Raw genomic sequence first — 16,267 nt, forward strand, 5'->3', positions numbered from 1 at the left:
AGTAACGCTTTCATAAGGATGCAAGTGATTTATCGTGATCGCCGGTCAGAAAATTGATAATTTCAGTGTTGACTCTATCCGGTTGTTCATGATTAATGCCGTGTCCCGCACGGGGGATGACTTGGTAATGAAACTTTCCATCCTCTAAAATATCTATGAAATCCTTTGATTGTTTTAACGCGTGTTCTCCTACTAAAAAATAGAGCTTATCTCTGACGGCAACAGCGGCGTTTTTATCGTATTTTTGAAGCTTATGAACAAACATAGCTTGCTGATTATGAGCTCGCATTAAAAGGATTAAATGAGCAGCTACTTCTGGGTGATCGTCAAATAAAGGGGAGTCAGGCGCACTTAACTTCTTCAGCACTTTGAGTAAATTGCGATCCGTGGGAATCAGAATCTCTGGGAACATCATCATTAGCGTTTGCAGCATGGCTTTGATTGGTGTGGTGACCATTCCGCCTTCTAAACAAATCACACGGTTCACTTTGTCCGGTTGCTTGGTCGCATAATTAAAAGCAATATAGGCGCCATTTGACACCCCTGCAATATTAAAGACGTCTATGCTTAGATGTTTGGCTATTTCATTAATCCATTCCACCTGCTCAAACTTTTGTTTATTAAAGTACGCATTAGGAATGCTTTTTCCGGGTCCGCCCAGAGTATCAATAGCGATGCAGTAAAAATGCCGCGATAATTCCTCGATGTTAAGGAGCCACATGACCGCCGAGTTATCACCAACGCCATGAAATAGAAATAAGGGGGGATTACTCTTTTGCCCGGTAAGGATACAATGCGTCAGCCCATATGTGGTTGGGAGATCGAGCTCTTCAAGAGGAATAAGCCACTGATCAACTAGCTGTTGGTAGGATTGCCACACTCGATCTTGCACCTTGGCATTTTTAAAGCTATTTACCATCACAAACCTCCTTAGTGAAAAATACAACATCTGTATCTTATTCCAATAAGTATACTACGAGAGTGCGGAAGGAGGAGCGAGAAATAGAAACATTCCTGTGAAAAGAGGGGGCAGAGGGTTAGAAGATGGGGATTAGATAGATTAGTTTAGATACCTGTTGCTTGATCACCTAGTAGTCACAAGGAGCCAGATAAGTGTATTTCATACAACTAAATTGCTACTTTACTCTCACTTCGGTGATATAGATGTACTTTGTACAACTATATCTCTCGTAATTAGCTGATTTAGCTAAATTGGGCGAATTTAATTGCACAAAGTACACTTAATACATTAAGCGTGAGCATTGAAGTTCATTTTAGTTGTAGAATGTGCAATTAAATAATGCATGCCGGTCTCTTTTGCGGTAAATTTTTGATAGGGAAGTTATTAATAACGTTCTAGGTGGGGATGATTATGCTCGTTGAGCTAAAGGAAGCTAGTGTTTCAGATGGACGCGATATTTTTGAGCTGATTGTGGAGATAGGTCCGGGGGAGAATGGATTCGTCAATAACGGATTTGATCTGGCTTACAGTCAATTTCCTGATTTCATACAGGATCGGATAGCACTTTCACGAGGGGTTAATCTTCCGCCACAGTATGTAGCACAAACCAACTACTGGTTACTGATTGACTCTTATCCCGTTGGTGTCGGAAAACTAAGACATTCCTTAAATGATCAATTGAGGAAGTCAGGTGGACACATCGGTTACAGTATCAGACCCAGTGAAAGAGGAAAGGGTTATGGCACGATTTTTTTGGCAGAGCTGTTAAAAAAAGCTGCGGACATGGGGATTGATAAGGTCATGCTAACTTGTGAGCCGGACAATATATTTTCGAGAAAGGTTATTGAAGCGAACAAAGGAATACTACATGGTATTGAGAATGAAAAATGTAACTACTGGATCACCCTTTAAGCTGGTGTGAACAATAGGGGAGGAGTTGCCAAGAGGCAGCTCTTTTTTGTTATTCGCGATGTTATTGTAGTTCATCCAATAGAGATTCGTCTAAAATGTGAAAATAATTTAAAACTTTGTTGAAAGCGCTCTATTCAAACACAAACAAATAGTTTAAAATCAAAACAAACAAAAATAAACAAAAAAACAAACATTCAAAAACGGAGGTATTCACAAATGGTACAAAACTTATGGGATTCATCTCGGGAAACGAAATTAAACGGGGGATTGGATGCATTAGTGTTCCGCTCTAATCTGCTGGGCGAAGATCGCAGAGTCTGTAACTTTGGCGGAGGGAATACCTCCAGCAAAACGATAGAATTGGATTTTCGCGGGCGCGAGGTAGAAGTAATGTGGGTGAAGGGCAGCGGCTCTGACCTCGCTACGATGAAAGCAGGCAATTTTACCGGACTAAGGCTTCAGGATATTGCCCCGTTATTTGAACGTGATGAAATGCCAGATGAAGAGATGGTAGCTTATCTCGCAAATTGTATGATTGATCCAAAACATCCGCGTGCTTCTATCGAAACGTTGCTGCATGCATTTTTACCTTTCAAACATGTGGATCATACGCATCCAGATGCCATTATCAGCTTATGCTGCGCTCATAACGGTAAGGCAATTGCCCGTGAGATTTATGGGGATCGTTTCGTATGGGTGCCATACATCCGTCCAGGGTTCACTTTATCCAAAATGATTGCCGAAGGTGTGCTCGCAAACCCGAAAGCTGAATTAGTGCTGATGGAGAAACACGGGCTCGTGACTTGGGGGGATACACCTGAATCTTGTTATGCCAAAACAATCTCCATAATTAACGAAGCGGAAAGTTATATTGAAGAAAGAATTGAAGATCAGAACCTATTTGGCGGCGGCAAATCGGAAGTACTTCCGGAAGCAGAGCGGCGGGCTGTAGCAGCGGCAGTGATGCCACTGATCAGAGGCGCGGTCAGTGATGAGCGTAAAATGATTTTGACCTTCGACGATGCGGAGGATGTGCTGCGTTTTGTAGGAGGGGCTGACTCGGAGAAGTTATCCGGTGTAGGCGCAGCTTGTCCAGATCATTTGGTACATACCAAAATGAAGCCGCTTTTTGTTGCGTGGGAGCCGAATACCAATGATATCGATAGCTTGAAGGCGAAGCTGAACGAAGCGATTAGCGAATATAAGGAGCAGTACAAAGCGTACTTCGACCGTAATAAACATGAAGGCGATGTAATGTTCGAGGCTGCGCCACGTGTGATCCTGATCCCTGGCGTGGGCATGATCAACACAGGTAAAAGCTGGAGCAATGCTAAGATCAGCGGAGCCTTGTATCACCGGGCGATTGCTGTTATGCGCGGAGCTACTTCGCTGGGAGATTTCGTCTCTCTTAGTGAGAATGAATCGTACAATGTGGAATATTGGCCCCTGGAATTATATAAATTATCACTGGCTCCGGCAGAAGCGGAGTTCTCCCGTAAAGTTGCCTTTATTACAGGTGGTGCCGGGGGAATTGGGAGTGAGACGGCTCGTCGTTTAGTATCAGAAGGAGCGCATGTTGTATTGGCAGACCTCAATCTGGAGGGTGCACAAAAAGTAGCAGAAGAGATTAACGCTAAGTATGGTGAAAATCGTGCATTCGCCGTTAAAATGGACGTAACTGAGGAAGATCAGGTAACTGCAGCTTATGCGGAGACAGCACTTTTTTATGGCGGGGTCGATATTATTGTTAATAATGCTGGGCTTGCAACCTCCAGTCCGTTTGATGAGACTTCATTGAAAGAGTGGAATTTGAATATTTCTGTACTGGGCACAGGATATTTCCTCGTTGCACGCGAAGCTTTTAAGGTGATGAAGGAGCAAAAAATCGGAGGTAGCATGGTGTTCATCGGCTCCAAAAATTCTATTTTTGCAGGAAAAAGCGTTTCGGCTTACAGTTCTGCCAAGGCGCTCGAAGCCCATCTGGCCCGCTGCATAGCAGCTGAAGGCGGAGAGTTTGGCATCCGTGCCAATACGATTCTGCCCGATGCAATTTTACAAGGATCAGCCATCTGGAATTCGAACTGGCGTAATGAACGGGCGGCTGCTTACGGGATTGAGCCGGATCAATTAGAGGAGCATTACCGTAAACGCACGACGCTGCTAGTTAATATTTATCCACGTGATATTGCCGAAGGCGTTGCTTTTTTTGCTTCTTCCAAGTCAGAGAAAACTACGGGTTGTATGCTGACAATCGACGGTGGAGTGCCAGCAGCTTTTACTAGATAAGAGGTAGCTTGAATATAGATAGGGATAACGGAGGGAAATCATGCTGATTGCAGACAGATATGAACGAATCGTAGAACTAGTGAATGAACGCGGCAGCATCCGAGTCTCAGAATTGAGTACATTATGCCAAGTGACGGAAGAAACCATTCGCCGCGATCTGGATCGATTGGAAAAAGCGGGGCGGCTGCTGCGTTCGCATGGCGGAGCAGTTAGCCTGCGTGACCGGCAACCGGAGACCCCTTATGCCGAACGAGAAATCATGAATGCAGCGGAGAAACAACGGATTGCCCGTGAGGCGGTCATGATGATTAAGCCGGGCGATCGAATTCTGCTGGATGCCAGTACAACGGCTTGGTATATGGCTTCGCATTTGCCGGATATGCCGCTTACTGTGTTGACCAATTCTACTAGAGTGGCAGCAGAGTTAAGCGGGAAGGAGCGGATCGAGGTCTTTTCTACAGGCGGACAGCTGAGCCGCAGATCAATGTCCTATGTTGGTCATTTAGCAGAACGTTCGCTTGAATTGTATCACGTGGATAAGATGTTTTTTTCCTGCAAAGGGTTTCATCTCGAACGAGGCGCTAGTGAATCAAATGAGCTGCAAGCTATGGTGAAACGAAAGATGATTTCTATAGCTGAGCAAGTGATCTTATTATGTGATTCCAGTAAATTTGGAATACAAGCGTTCACACATTTTGCGGCTCCTAGTGATGTGGATGTCCTAATAACGGATTACAGCCCTGTTGGAGAACAAATGAAGCAGTTGCAGAAGCTGAACATCGCAATAACGACGGTGTAGTAAATAGTTGTGCAGGAGGTGAAGGCATGAAGGTATCGATGTTTATAACTTGCGTCAGCGATGCCGTGTTCCCGAAGGTCGGGGAAGCCATGGCTCGTCTGCTGGCCAGGTATGGCGTACAGCTGGAGTTCCCGGAGGTGCAGACTTGCTGCGGACAGCCTGCGTACAACAGTGGATATTGGAATGAAGCGCGGCAAGCTGCACTTACGATTCTACAGGCTTTTGATGACAGTGATTTTGTCATTGCACCTTCCGGATCCTGTACGGGGATGCTTCATCATTACCCTAAGCTGTTTCAGGATGATCCGGTTAATCTGGTCAAGGCGCAGAATTTGCAACGCAAATCCTATGAATTCAGTCAGTTTATGGTGCAGGTACTTGGCGTAACTGATCTTGGAGCAGTGTTTCCGCATAAGGTTACCTATCATCCTTCCTGTCATGGCACAAGGATTCTAGGGATTCGCGACGAACCTATGCAGCTTATGCAAAATGTGAAGGCGATGGAGCTGGTACCACTGCCTTTTGCTGAGGACTGCTGTGGGTTTGGTGGAACCTTTGCCGTGAAAATGTCTGATATCTCCGGGGCGATGGTCACTGAGAAGTCAGATCATGTGCTGGAGACGGAAGCAGAAATCCTAACGGGTCTGGATATGGGTTGTCTGATGAATATTGCCGGTAATCTGCGTTACCGCCGCGAGCCCGTTCGAGTTATGCATTTAGCAGAACTGCTGTATGAGGGGGTGACTGATAAATGAGCCAAGCCACCACCAATTCCACGGCGAGTTCAGAGAATGGAAAGCCAGCAACAGTAAAAGAACGTGCAGAATTGGCGCTGAATAATGACTTTTTACGCAAGGCTGTTCGTTTTACCACGGAGAGACTGCGTGATGGAAAACAAAAAGCAGCTAACGATCATGGCCACTGGGAAGAGTGGCGTGAACGTGGGCGGCAAATTCGTCTACACACGATCGCCCATCTTGATTACTATTTGAACCTTTTTGCAGACAAGGCAAGAGCAAACGGGACACATATTCATTTTGCAGCAACGGGTGAAGAGGCTGTGAAGATTGCCCTTGAAATCGCGCAGCGAAAACAGGCAGCTTCTGTGGTCAAATCCAAATCAATGGTTACTGAGGAGCTGCATTTAAATAAGGCGCTGGAATCCATTGGCGTGGAGACCATAGAGACGGATCTGGGGGAGTATATTATCCAGCTTGCCGGGGAAACCCCGTCACATATCATTATTCCGGCGATTCATAAGAACCGCTACCAGATTGCAGAGCTGTTGTCCAAAGAGGCAGGGGAGGAGCTTTTGCCTGAAACTACTATCCTTGCTGGATTTGTACGGCGAAAGCTGAGAGAGAAGTTCCTTGATGCGGATATTGGAATGACTGGCTGTAACTTTGCTATTGCAGAGACGGGTTCGATGGTGCTGTTCGAGAATGAAGGCAACGCTCGTATGGTCACCACTTTACCGAAAACACAAATTACCCTGATGGGGATGGAGCGGATTATTCCTTCGTGGAGTGATCTTGAAGTGATGGCTACATTATTGCCTCGTTCGGCAACAGGGCAGAAGTTAACGGTATATATGTCGGGTATTTCTGGTCCCCGCAGGGATAATGACGGTGATGGGCCGGAAGAGCAGCATATTATTATTCTTGATAATGGTCGATCTGAGCAGCTAGGCGATCCTGAGTTTCAGGAGCTGCTGAACTGCATCCGCTGTGGAGCTTGTCTGAATGCTTGTCCTGTCTACCGTCATATTGGCGGTCATGCATATGGGGGAACGTATAGCGGACCTATAGGAGCGGTGTTGACTCCGGCGTTGAATAAAAATGTAGATCAATGGGATGACATCGCCTCAGCCTCTAGCCTGTGCGGAGCATGTTATGAAGCCTGTCCGGTCAAAATCCCTCTGCATGATATGCTCATCTATTTACGGCGGCGGAAGGTAGAACGTGGTTATGGGGATAAGGCAGAAGGTCTCGGCATGAAGGGTTTTGGGGCGATCATGGCGAAGTCACAGCGATTTAGTAATGTGATGAAGGTAGGTAGAATCGGGCAAAAGCTGCTCGTGCGAGACGGAGGAATTCCGTCGAAACTGGGGCCGCTGAAAGGCTGGAACAATTATCGGATCGCCCCGAAGCTGGCAGATCAATCCTTCCGTGAGAGCTGGAAGGGGCTGCAACAGGAGCTGGATAAGAACAGTCGCGAAATGGAACCGGCGATACAGAAGCGAATGGAAGATTTACTGGCGAAGCGGAAGCGGGAAGCGCTGGAAGGAGGGGCCGGACATGACTGAAGTGACGCACAGTAACTGGTTGGAACGTATGGAGCAGGATTCACGTGAACAGCAGCAGGCATTCATGAATGATATCGCTCGCCGCCTGAAGCGGCCGAGAATTACTGAAGCTCCGGCACATCCTTTTCGCGGCCCACCGCAGTACTGGCAGCAATTCCAGTGGAGTCCGGAGGAAAGGATTGAACAATTTACGGCGAACTTTCAAAGCGCCGGTGGTCATGTATTTCGTGTGCAGGATATGGAGGATGCCAAGGCTTTCATCGTCAGCAAAGTCAATGAGATGCTCGCACGGTATATTCTCCGGCAAAATGTCACCGAGCTGGCAGTACTTCGACTAGAGGAGGAACTCACAGATACACAGGTCTCTGTCTGGAATACAGATGATCAGGAGGCATGGAAAGCTAGGGCGGCCGAGGCTGATATTGGAATTGTGATTGCGGATTATGCAGTTGCCTATACAGGCTCCATTACTGTGCTGTCCTCTGAGGATAAAGGCCGTTCAGTCAGCTTATTGCCTACCGCATTAATTGCCATCGTTCCATTGGAGCGGCTGAAGACTCGTCTTGGTGAGGTGCTTATTGATTTTGATGAAGCTGGTCCATCGGGGCTGCCGGCGGGCATTCATTTTATCTCCGGACCTAGCCGTTCAGCGGATATTGAGAATGATCTGACGATAGGCGTGCATGGTCCAGGAATCGTATTTGCTTTGCTAGTAGGCTGATAGGAGATAAGGAGTGTTGTATGGTATGAATACACAAGCTCATAATCAAATTCAGAATCATATTGCTGTTGATATCGGAGCCTCTAGTGGGAGAGTGGTTTGTGGAACCTTGCAGCAGCCGGGAGGAACCCTGTCTATAGAAGAAATTCATCGCTTCAGTAATGGATTCGCTGAACAAAATGGTAATCTATATTGGGATATAGATTATTTAGTTGCTGAAATCGTCAAGGGCTTACAGCAGGCCAAGGCTAGAGGGATCGAGCGCTGCACTGTGGGCATCGATACTTGGGGTGTCGATTATGTACTTCTCGATCAGGAGGGGGCACGGATCCATGAGGTTTTTTCTTATCGTGACTCCCGAACGGATGGAGCGATAGAGAGGCTGCATCGTAACATCTCAACTGAAAGCGTTTACGAAAAAGTGGGGATACAATATCTCCCGATAAATACGTTGTATCAGCTGTTTGTGCATGATCAGGCGGAGCTGGAAGCAGCACATTCCATCCTCTTGGTCCCTGATTATCTTTATTATCGGCTTACGGGTCGCAAGATTAGTGAAGTGACGATAGGTTCCACCTCTGGGATGCTGAATCTTCACACTCGTGATTACGATGCGGATCTTCTGTCGGTGCTTGGTCTTTCAAAAGAGCAATTTCCTCCCTTAACAGAACCTGGGGAATCCGTTGGGCGGTTGACGGAGGACTTGGCGGCTCGCGGCGATCTTCCAGATTGCGAGTTCATAGCAGTAGCCTCTCATGATACAGCATCAGCTGTATTAGGGGTTCCGGCAAACAGCGAGAAATGGGGATTTCTCAGTAGTGGTACTTGGTCACTTATCGGGGTGGAACGGGTTTCAGCCATCACAAGTCCAGAGGCAATGTTACGAAACTATACGAATGAATGGGGAGCCTACGGCACATTCCGGTTTCTTAAAAACATTATGGGCATGTGGTTAATTCAAAAGGTTCGTGAGGAGTACGGCGGACAATACAGCTTCGGCGAGCTGGTAGAGCTGGCAGCACAAGAAATCCCTTTTAGATCGATCATTTATTGCAATGATGAACGCTTCATGAATCCACCGAGCATGGTTGACGAGATCCGCAGCTATTGTGTGGAAGCAGGACAATTGGTTCCTCAAACGCCTGGGGAAATGGCTCGATGTGTATTTGATAGTCTTGCTTTATCTTATTATTTCTACATTCAGGATCTCCAGCAATTGACGGGTGACAGCTTAGAGAGATTGCATATCGTTGGCGGAGGTGCGAATAACGGTCTGTTGTGCCAGATTACGGCAGATCTGCTGGAGATGGAAATTCACGCCGGACCAACGGAATCTACGGCTTTAGGCAATCTGGTGGTGCAGATGATCAGCACGGGTGCTGTAACTGATCTTCAAGAGGCGAGAGAAATTATAAGTCGTTCATTCCAAGTAACATCTTATATACCGAAGGGGATGGACCCCACGACCAAAGAAGCGGCTTTGGCACAGTTCGCCCGGCTGCAGGTCGTTAATTAGTAGCTAAGTATAGTGGAAAACGAGCCAAAGAGAGGCAAAAGTGCCTCTCATCGAGCGCAATACGCGGAAAACGAGATAAAGAGAGGCATAAATGCCTCTCATCGAGTGCGATACGCGGAACGCGAGCTAAAGAGAGGCAAAAATGCCTCTCATCGAGTGCGATACGCGGAACGCAAGCTAAAGAGAGGCAAAAGTGCCTCTCATCGAGCGCGATACGCGGAACGCGAGCCAAAGAGAGGCAGAAATGCCTCATCTAAAACAAACTAAGTTAAAAATCAGGAGGCTCAACATGGAGCAGAGTAAAGAGAGCTTACAGAGCATTCAGAACAGCTACAATGAAGCGAAAAAGCTTTACGCACAGCATGGGATCGACGTAGATAAGGTGTTGGAGCAGCTAGCGGAAATTAAGATTTCTTTGCATTGTTGGCAAGGTGATGATGTGAAGGGTTTTTTGAATAAGGAAAAAGAACTGAGCGGCGGGATCGCAGTCACCGGAAGTTACCCGGGGCGGGCCGGGAATCCGGAGGAGCTGCGCCGGGATTTGGAACAGGCTCTAGCACTCATCCCAGGGCAACATAAAATAAATTTACATGCTATTTATGCGGATACAGAAGAGACTGTAGATCTCGATGCGTTAGAGCCTAGGCATTTTGAGCGATGGGTGAGCTGGGCCAAGGAGCAGGGACTAGGATTGGATTTCAATCCTACCTGTTTTTCTCATGAAAAAGCAAACGATGGCTTCACACTGAGTCACCCAGATCCTGAAATCCGCAACTTCTGGATCGCTCATTGCAAGGCCTCACGTCGAATCGCCGAGTCCTTTGGCCAAGCATTAGGTCAGCCTTGTGTTACTAATTTTTGGGTTCCAGATGGTTATAAAGATACGCCGATTGACCGCTTGTCACCAAGGGTACGGCTTCAGCAGTCACTCGATGAAATCTTCAGCGAGGAAATCGATCAGCAATATAACATTGATGCCGTAGAAAGTAAGCTGTTTGGTATTGGTTCGGAAAGTTACGTAGTTGGCTCACATGAATTCTATATGGGTTATGCGCTAAGCCGGGGCAAGGCGGTGTGCTTCGATGCGGGGCATTTCCATCCAACCGAAATGATTTCGAATAAGCTGTCTTCCTGGCTGCTATTTGGGGATCAATTGCTGCTGCATGTTAGCCGTCCAGTACGCTGGGATAGTGATCATGTGGTAACTATGGACGATGAGCTGCTCGAGATTGCCCGTGAACTGGTTCGTGGCCGGTTTCTGGACAGAACGCATATTGGATTAGATTTTTTTGACGGAAGCATTAATCATATTGCTGCTTGGGTGATCGGAACACGCAATACATTAAAAGCTTTGCTTCGTGCCATGCTGGAGCCAATCGGGCAATTAAAGCAAATTGAGCTGGATGGAGATTACACTTCAAGACTTGCTTTGGTTGAGGAATTTAAATCGTATCCGTTTGGAGCCATTTGGGATTATTATTGTGCGAAGAATGGCGTACCGGTCCGGGAAAGCTGGCTAGATGAAGTAAAACAGTATGAGGCTGAGGTTTTATCGAAAAGGTAGAAGTAGAAGTGAAGCAGAACGAGCTTTAACAATATAAGTAGATAAAAGATAGGCGGTTACCGGCAGGTAGCCGCTTTTTTATATTTATGAATCGTACATGATTTGAATTCAGCTCTGATCTCTGCTATGTTTTATCCAAAAGAGAGCGAGGCGCAAACTATGAAACAATATGGACCGAACCCGGATACGCTCTATCCCAATGAACAAATTAAAAGTATCTGCTATATAAAAAATGCGATTACAAGAGACAATATCATTGTTGGCGATTATACCTATTATGATGATATAAACGGTGCAGAGAAGTTTGAGGAACGTGTGACTCATCATTATGATTTTATTGGCGACAAGCTTATTATTGGAAAATTCTGCGCGATTGCCAAAGGCATTGAGTTTGTTATGAATGGTGCCAACCACCGGATGAATTCGGTTTCGACCTATCCGTTTAATATCATGGCCCATGGCTGGGACCAGGTGGTCCCGGATTTAAAAGATCTGCCGCTAAAAGGTGATACAGTCATCGGAAACGATGTTTGGATTGGACAAAATGTTACGGTTATGCCAGGTGTGCATATTGGAAACGGAGCAGTTATCGCAGCCAATTCTACAGTTGTAAAGGATATCCCGGCGTATAGTGTAGCTGGAGGAAATCCCTGCAAAGTGATTAGACAACGTTTTGATGATGAAATGATCGAATATCTTGAAGCGCTTAAGTGGTGGGATTGGGATGCTGAGCGGATTTTTAAGAATCTTGAAGTGTTATGCAGCAGCGATTTAACGAAAATCAAAGCGATCAATTAATTGTAAGTAGGTTCAGGATACGGACTTTAGTTTATCTTAAAGATATAAACATCAATTGAGGGAATACTTTAGGTATGTACGTCACATGAACCTTTCGGAGGGAACCGGCAATGAAGAAAGATAAGGTCAAGACTAGCATGGAGCTCACTGCAGAGGAATTTCCATATAGCAAAGAAAATGAGGAAATGGTAACGCAAAATTTTTGGACGAAAACTAAAAAGTTTGCAGGCAAAATTCCATTTACTAAAGATGCTATCGCAATGTATTATTGTGCCGTCGACGCTAAAACACCTTTATGGGCGAAAGGAATTGCTTTCGGTGCATTGGCTTATTTTATTTCTCCTATAGATGCTATACCCGATGCGATTCTAGGCCTTGGATTTACAGATGATGCAGCGATTATCGCAGCAGGCATAAAAGCGATATCCGGTCAGGTAACCAACGAACATAAGGAAAAAGCTGAAGCGTTTTTTAATGGGGAAAAATAAATGGTGCAGCATTAAGCTACACCGTAATATCTGTACCTTCAGGACAGCTTTCTGCGGAAAGCTGTTTTGTTTTGTACACCTCGCCCCAATCTTTCATGAGTTTAATAATAGGAATCAGTGTCTTGCCGAATTCAGTTAAAGAGTATTCGACTTTTGGGGGAACCTGATGGTAGACCTCACGGTGTACAACCCCATCCTCTTCCAACTCTCTTAGTTGCAGGGTCAGCATACGTTGGGTAATGCCCGGGCAGATCCGGCGGAATTCGTTAAAACGTTTCGTGCTATCAATCAAGTGATAGATGAGAATTCCTTTCCATTTGCCGCCTATAACGTCCAGTGTAAATTCTACAGGGCAAGCTTCTTTATTGCTTTCTGGGAAATTTCCGAAGCCACCTTTTCGGTCACGCATAGCTGTTCAACTCCCATGGTATCATTTTGTATACTACATAACATTATTGTGCGTACTTTTAAAGAAGTGATATATACACTAATATTAAGCATGTGATCGGCAAACAGTCAAATGCCCGTCGATTCTAACCAAGTAAAGGGAGTGTTACTCATGGATACTTTATCGTTAAACAAGAATGAAATCCTGTCTGCATATCAGTTTAGACATGCAACTAAAGAATTCGATAGCCATAAAAAAATTAGTGAATCGGACTTTCAATTTATTCTGGAAACTGGACGATTGTCACCAAGTTCATTCGGATTGGAGCCTTGGCGTTTTGTGGTAGTGCAAAGTCCGGAAGTACGTGAGAAATTACGTCCTTATGCCTGGGGCGCACAAAAGCAATTGGCAACCGCAAGCCATTTTGTGCTCATTCTCTCACGTCTTCCTAAAGATATGGCTGCTGACTCTGATTATATTAAAGGGATCATGGAGAATGTGCAGGAGTTGCCTCCGCAAGGAATGGAAGGAAAACGTAAAGTTTTTGATAAGTTCTTGAAGGTTGATTTCGGACTGATGGAGAATGAGCGGGCAATGTTCGAATGGAGCTGCCGGCAGACTTATCTGGCGCTTGGGAATATGCTGACTTCAGCTGCGTTAATCGGAATCGACTCTTGCCCAATGGAAGGTTTTGATAAAGTTAAGGTGGAGCAGATTCTGGAAGAAGAAGGGATTATGGACGCTGAGCACTTTGGAATCTCCTGTATGGCAGCTTTCGGATATCGCCTGAATGAACCACGTGGTAAGACCCGTCAAGGTGCAGAGCAAGTAATTCAGTGGGTTTAACGAAAATGAATTGTTAGCTTTTAGCCTGTAAAGTCTCTGTATTCTGGAGATTTTGCAGGTTTTTTTTCGATATTTCTTATAAGATTCAAAAAGTAATTGAAAGTTTCATGAAAACTCTGATACCCTTATGAAGGTGACTCAATATTAGCGCTATCGCTTTAACTTAATAATGAAGGGATCCTGCATCATGAAAATCATTCGCATTATTATCCAAGTGTTCCTGCTATATTTGTTCTACCTGGCTGGGGACTATCTGCAAAAGCAACTGCATCTCCCCGTTTCCGGGAGTATCGTAGGATTACTGTTACTTTTTGTTCTATTGCTATTTAGGGTCGTGCCTGTGAAGTGGATTGAAGAGGGTGCAACAACGATATTAGCTTATCTTCCGTTATTTTTTATTCCAGCGACAGCTGGGATCGTGAATCATATGGATATCTTTAGTGGTAGAGGTTTACTATTAATCCTAATCCTTATCGTTAGCAGTGTTCTCACGATTGCCGCAGCTGCACATTCTAGCCAATGGCTTACTAGCGTAAACAACAAGCTGAAAGCGGGATGGAGCGGCAAGAGACTAAGCGAAAAGGGGAAGGAATTATAATGTTTTTTATCGCAACAGGTATTGTACTGCTTAACGTAGCTATTTATTTGATGATGTCAGTAGTATATAGACGATTTCGTATTCCTGTACTTATTCCCGCGCTTACAGCCACAGTGATTGTTGTAACTTTACTACTATATTTTCATATTCCGTATGATACATATATGATAGGCGGCCAATGGATTAACCAGCTGCTCGGTCCTGCTGTAGTATCATTAGCCTACCCATTATATAAACAACGTAATGTGTTGATTGAGAATCTCCCGGCGATTCTGGGCGGAGCAATTGTAGGACTGCTTATAGGGATGTTTAGTGGACTGCTTTTGGCGGCAGGTCTAGGCTTCTCTAAATTATATGTTTTATCTTTATTACCTAAATCGATCACTACGCCTGTAGCGATACAGATCTCGAACGGCTTAGGTGGGGACTCTTCTTTAACCTCTGTATTTGTTATGATTGCTGGATTTACAGGTGCGATTGGCGGACCTTTTATCATCAAGCTGTTTAGAATTCGAAGTGAGGTTGGAATCGGAATTGGTCTAGGAACCGCTTCTCATGCTCTAGGAACAGCAAAGGCCTTGGAATATGGTGAACAATCCGTTTCGATGAGCTCGGTTGCGATGACTGTTTGCGCGATAGTTGGCTCTTGTATCGGCCCACTAGTAGCGTGGATGATGTACCCCTAAATTATTCTTTTAATTGGACTATGTTTGCAAAACACTCCATCGGGTAACTATAACTAAGGAACAAAAAAAGCAAAGCACCTGAGGAGGATTTCACATGTCCGATCACACACAAGATGAAGCGGAAATCCGCAACAAGGAAAATAAAGAAGGCGATTCATTAGCTGAAATTAAGAAGATGGAGAACGGTGTAGACATCGAGCCAGAGGCAGATGAGTGGGTAGCCAAACCTGCTGAATCTTCACACCCAGATCCGCTTCCCGATAATTTGGAGTAAATGATTCGGAAGACAGACTGTCCTTTAGGGGACAGTCTGTTTTTGTTGATGATTATAGTAAGTATTGTATAATAAATAAAAGTACAACCTCATCAGAGTGTTTTCTCCAAGTTCGTCTTAGCTTTTCGCAAATTTCACAGATCTTTGCCAACGGGGAGGAAATGAAATGCGTAGTCGGAATGAGAACAGCCGTTACCGGCAAAAACGTGGTGAGGCTCTCGCAGGAAACTTTGAGAAAAAGTATGGTTCAAACTTTGGCGTACGCAGTGAGCTTAAGATGGATGCACTGAAGAAACAGAACGACGATCAGTTGCTGACGACACCTCATGAAGAAGAGCATAAATAATTAGAAAGTAACAAGTGGGAGACTTTTACTCCTGGCATTCTGGAATGGAGGCATAACCTTTTGGGTTATGTCTTTTTTTGTGCGCATATTTCCAGAACGATCAAGACATAATAGGGCCGGATGGACAACTAAGAAAATAATGACAACGGGAGGCGTGATTAGGTCATGATTATTCCTATATTTTCGTTAAGTGGTGATATAGCAGTTACTGTGGTGGGCCAATACTTTTTTTATTTTATGGTCTATTCCTTTTTAGGTTGGGTATTGGAAGGGACCTATAATCTATACAGTAATGGAAGCTTTCGTAAAGAAGGATTTCTAAAAGGTCCATTTAAGCCGATGTATGGCTTTGCTCCACTATTGCTATTGATTGCTAGAGATTTGACGCTGCCACTTCCGCTTTTCCTATTTCTTGCGCTAATCATTCCTTCTGCTGTTGAATTTATAAGCGGTTGGCTGTTAAAAACAGTATTCCATAAGCAATGGTGGGATTACTCAGGAATGTCTTATCAACTGCAAGGGCATATTTGCCTGCGTTTTTCTCTATATTGGTGGGGGCTTTCAGTAGCTAGTGTGTATGTAATTCAGCCGCTTATGGAGCTTTTATATTCGGGTGTTCAGCCTATTTGGAAATTCGTGCTTCCAATCGTGGGGTTCTACTTTTTGGCAGATTTATTATGGACCTGCTGGAGCCGGTACCGGATGGAGAAAACGCCGCAATATCAGAAATAATGATTTTCTATATGTATACCACGAGTCTTCTTTTGTGTACCAAGCAC

The 16,267-nt window shown here is 45.0% G+C and carries 18 protein-coding genes; 16 read left to right on the forward strand and 2 right to left on the reverse strand.

The features are described 5' to 3' along the window. Positions 1 to 10 precede the first annotated feature (10 nt). Positions 11 to 919: an alpha/beta fold hydrolase gene (locus tag MHH60_RS14625; RefSeq protein ID WP_076138867.1), complete on the reverse strand. Its 909-nt coding sequence runs from the start codon at positions 917 to 919 to the stop codon at positions 11 to 13. A gap of 453 nt (positions 920 to 1,372) precedes the next feature. Between MHH60_RS14625 and MHH60_RS14630 the strand changes: the two genes are divergently transcribed. From MHH60_RS14630 to MHH60_RS14675, 10 genes are all read left to right on the forward strand, one after another. Continuing rightward, positions 1,373 to 1,873 carry a GNAT family N-acetyltransferase gene (locus MHH60_RS14630; protein ID WP_076138866.1) on the forward strand — a complete coding sequence of 167 codons (501 nt, stop codon included), beginning with the start codon at positions 1,373 to 1,375 and terminating at the stop codon, positions 1,871 to 1,873. Positions 1,874 to 2,089: 216 nt separating this feature from the next. Then, positions 2,090 to 4,159: a bifunctional aldolase/short-chain dehydrogenase gene (locus MHH60_RS14635; protein ID WP_076138865.1), complete on the forward strand. Its 2,070-nt coding sequence runs from the start codon at positions 2,090 to 2,092 to the stop codon at positions 4,157 to 4,159. Positions 4,160 to 4,199: 40 nt separating this feature from the next. Then, on the forward strand, positions 4,200 to 4,958 hold the full coding sequence (locus MHH60_RS14640; RefSeq protein WP_076138864.1) for a DeoR/GlpR family DNA-binding transcription regulator: 759 nt from the start codon (positions 4,200 to 4,202) through the stop codon (positions 4,956 to 4,958). A gap of 26 nt (positions 4,959 to 4,984) precedes the next feature. After that, positions 4,985 to 5,713: a (Fe-S)-binding protein gene (locus tag MHH60_RS14645; RefSeq protein ID WP_036689769.1), complete on the forward strand. Its 729-nt coding sequence runs from the start codon at positions 4,985 to 4,987 to the stop codon at positions 5,711 to 5,713. Then, a complete protein-coding gene (locus MHH60_RS14650; protein ID WP_076138863.1) occupies positions 5,710 to 7,263 on the forward strand; it encodes a LutB/LldF family L-lactate oxidation iron-sulfur protein in 1,554 nt (517 codons plus the stop codon). Before MHH60_RS14645 ends, MHH60_RS14650 begins: the two co-directional genes overlap by 4 nt. Continuing rightward, on the forward strand, positions 7,256 to 7,984 hold the full coding sequence (locus tag MHH60_RS14655; protein WP_076138862.1) for a LutC/YkgG family protein: 729 nt from the start codon (positions 7,256 to 7,258) through the stop codon (positions 7,982 to 7,984). The genes MHH60_RS14650 and MHH60_RS14655 overlap by 8 nt, the downstream gene beginning before the upstream one ends. Before the next feature lie 25 nt (positions 7,985 to 8,009). Next, on the forward strand, positions 8,010 to 9,500 hold the full coding sequence (gene rhaB / locus MHH60_RS14660; protein ID WP_256715257.1) for a rhamnulokinase: 1,491 nt from the start codon (positions 8,010 to 8,012) through the stop codon (positions 9,498 to 9,500). Between the two features lie 289 nt (positions 9,501 to 9,789). Beyond that, positions 9,790 to 11,064 carry an L-rhamnose isomerase gene (rhaA, locus tag MHH60_RS14665; RefSeq protein ID WP_076138824.1) on the forward strand — a complete coding sequence of 425 codons (1,275 nt, stop codon included), beginning with the start codon at positions 9,790 to 9,792 and terminating at the stop codon, positions 11,062 to 11,064. Positions 11,065 to 11,223: 159 nt separating this feature from the next. Next, positions 11,224 to 11,862, forward strand: coding sequence for a Vat family streptogramin A O-acetyltransferase (locus MHH60_RS14670; protein WP_076138825.1), 639 nt, complete (start codon positions 11,224 to 11,226; stop codon positions 11,860 to 11,862). A 110-nt stretch (positions 11,863 to 11,972) separates the two neighbouring features. Then, positions 11,973 to 12,350, forward strand: coding sequence for a YkvA family protein (locus MHH60_RS14675; RefSeq protein WP_081389201.1), 378 nt, complete (start codon positions 11,973 to 11,975; stop codon positions 12,348 to 12,350). 16 nt (positions 12,351 to 12,366) lie between these two features. Here MHH60_RS14675 and MHH60_RS14680 read toward each other — a convergent pair whose 3' ends face one another. Next, entirely contained in the window at positions 12,367 to 12,759 is a 393-nt protein-coding gene (locus MHH60_RS14680; protein ID WP_076138826.1) for a winged helix-turn-helix transcriptional regulator, read from the reverse strand. A 150-nt stretch (positions 12,760 to 12,909) separates the two neighbouring features. Between MHH60_RS14680 and MHH60_RS14685 the strand changes: the two genes are divergently transcribed. From MHH60_RS14685 to MHH60_RS14710, 6 genes are all read left to right on the forward strand, one after another. Next, positions 12,910 to 13,584 carry an NAD(P)H-dependent oxidoreductase gene (locus MHH60_RS14685; protein ID WP_076138827.1) on the forward strand — a complete coding sequence of 225 codons (675 nt, stop codon included), beginning with the start codon at positions 12,910 to 12,912 and terminating at the stop codon, positions 13,582 to 13,584. A gap of 169 nt (positions 13,585 to 13,753) precedes the next feature. Beyond that, the gene (locus tag MHH60_RS14690; RefSeq protein WP_232061285.1) at positions 13,754 to 14,182 is read left to right on the forward strand and encodes a CidA/LrgA family holin-like protein; all 429 of its coding nucleotides are present in this window, start codon (positions 13,754 to 13,756) and stop codon (positions 14,180 to 14,182) included. Next, positions 14,182 to 14,868, forward strand: coding sequence for an LrgB family protein (locus MHH60_RS14695; protein ID WP_076138829.1), 687 nt, complete (start codon positions 14,182 to 14,184; stop codon positions 14,866 to 14,868). The genes MHH60_RS14690 and MHH60_RS14695 overlap by 1 nt, the downstream gene beginning before the upstream one ends. Before the next feature lie 94 nt (positions 14,869 to 14,962). Then, positions 14,963 to 15,142 carry a hypothetical protein gene (locus tag MHH60_RS14700; RefSeq protein WP_036689781.1) on the forward strand — a complete coding sequence of 60 codons (180 nt, stop codon included), beginning with the start codon at positions 14,963 to 14,965 and terminating at the stop codon, positions 15,140 to 15,142. Positions 15,143 to 15,308: 166 nt separating this feature from the next. Beyond that, positions 15,309 to 15,488: a hypothetical protein gene (locus MHH60_RS14705; RefSeq protein ID WP_038570027.1), complete on the forward strand. Its 180-nt coding sequence runs from the start codon at positions 15,309 to 15,311 to the stop codon at positions 15,486 to 15,488. A gap of 165 nt (positions 15,489 to 15,653) precedes the next feature. Further along, positions 15,654 to 16,220, forward strand: coding sequence for a putative ABC transporter permease (locus MHH60_RS14710; RefSeq protein ID WP_076138830.1), 567 nt, complete (start codon positions 15,654 to 15,656; stop codon positions 16,218 to 16,220). Positions 16,221 to 16,267 lie beyond the last annotated feature (47 nt).

This window comes from Paenibacillus sp. FSL H7-0716, assembly GCF_038002705.1.
Classification (GTDB): domain Bacteria; phylum Bacillota; class Bacilli; order Paenibacillales; family Paenibacillaceae; genus Paenibacillus_AQ; species Paenibacillus_AQ odorifer.

Excerpts from the sequence above, each read along its gene's own strand:
- rhaA (WP_076138824.1), top strand. The coding sequence starts at position 9,790 with ATGGAGCAGAGTAAAGAGAGCTTACAGAGCATTCAGAACAGCTACAAT.
- MHH60_RS14670 (WP_076138825.1), top strand. The coding sequence starts at position 11,224 with ATGAAACAATATGGACCGAACCCGGATACGCTCTATCCCAATGAACAA.
- MHH60_RS14705 (WP_038570027.1), top strand. The coding sequence starts at position 15,309 with ATGCGTAGTCGGAATGAGAACAGCCGTTACCGGCAAAAACGTGGTGAG.
- MHH60_RS14710 (WP_076138830.1), top strand. The coding sequence starts at position 15,654 with ATGATTATTCCTATATTTTCGTTAAGTGGTGATATAGCAGTTACTGTG.
- MHH60_RS14630 (WP_076138866.1), top strand. The coding sequence starts at position 1,373 with ATGCTCGTTGAGCTAAAGGAAGCTAGTGTTTCAGATGGACGCGATATT.
- MHH60_RS14690 (WP_232061285.1), top strand. The coding sequence starts at position 13,754 with ATGAAGGGATCCTGCATCATGAAAATCATTCGCATTATTATCCAAGTG.
- MHH60_RS14655 (WP_076138862.1), top strand. The coding sequence starts at position 7,256 with ATGACTGAAGTGACGCACAGTAACTGGTTGGAACGTATGGAGCAGGAT.
- MHH60_RS14685 (WP_076138827.1), top strand. The coding sequence starts at position 12,910 with ATGGATACTTTATCGTTAAACAAGAATGAAATCCTGTCTGCATATCAG.
- MHH60_RS14635 (WP_076138865.1), top strand. The coding sequence starts at position 2,090 with ATGGTACAAAACTTATGGGATTCATCTCGGGAAACGAAATTAAACGGG.
- MHH60_RS14650 (WP_076138863.1), top strand. The coding sequence starts at position 5,710 with ATGAGCCAAGCCACCACCAATTCCACGGCGAGTTCAGAGAATGGAAAG.
- rhaB (WP_256715257.1), top strand. The coding sequence starts at position 8,010 with ATGAATACACAAGCTCATAATCAAATTCAGAATCATATTGCTGTTGAT.
- MHH60_RS14645 (WP_036689769.1), top strand. The coding sequence starts at position 4,985 with ATGAAGGTATCGATGTTTATAACTTGCGTCAGCGATGCCGTGTTCCCG.
- MHH60_RS14640 (WP_076138864.1), top strand. The coding sequence starts at position 4,200 with ATGCTGATTGCAGACAGATATGAACGAATCGTAGAACTAGTGAATGAA.
- MHH60_RS14700 (WP_036689781.1), top strand. The coding sequence starts at position 14,963 with ATGTCCGATCACACACAAGATGAAGCGGAAATCCGCAACAAGGAAAAT.
- MHH60_RS14625 (WP_076138867.1), bottom strand. The coding sequence starts at position 919 with ATGGTAAATAGCTTTAAAAATGCCAAGGTGCAAGATCGAGTGTGGCAA.
- MHH60_RS14680 (WP_076138826.1), bottom strand. The coding sequence starts at position 12,759 with ATGCGTGACCGAAAAGGTGGCTTCGGAAATTTCCCAGAAAGCAATAAA.
- MHH60_RS14675 (WP_081389201.1), top strand. The coding sequence starts at position 11,973 with ATGAAGAAAGATAAGGTCAAGACTAGCATGGAGCTCACTGCAGAGGAA.
- MHH60_RS14695 (WP_076138829.1), top strand. The coding sequence starts at position 14,182 with ATGTTTTTTATCGCAACAGGTATTGTACTGCTTAACGTAGCTATTTAT.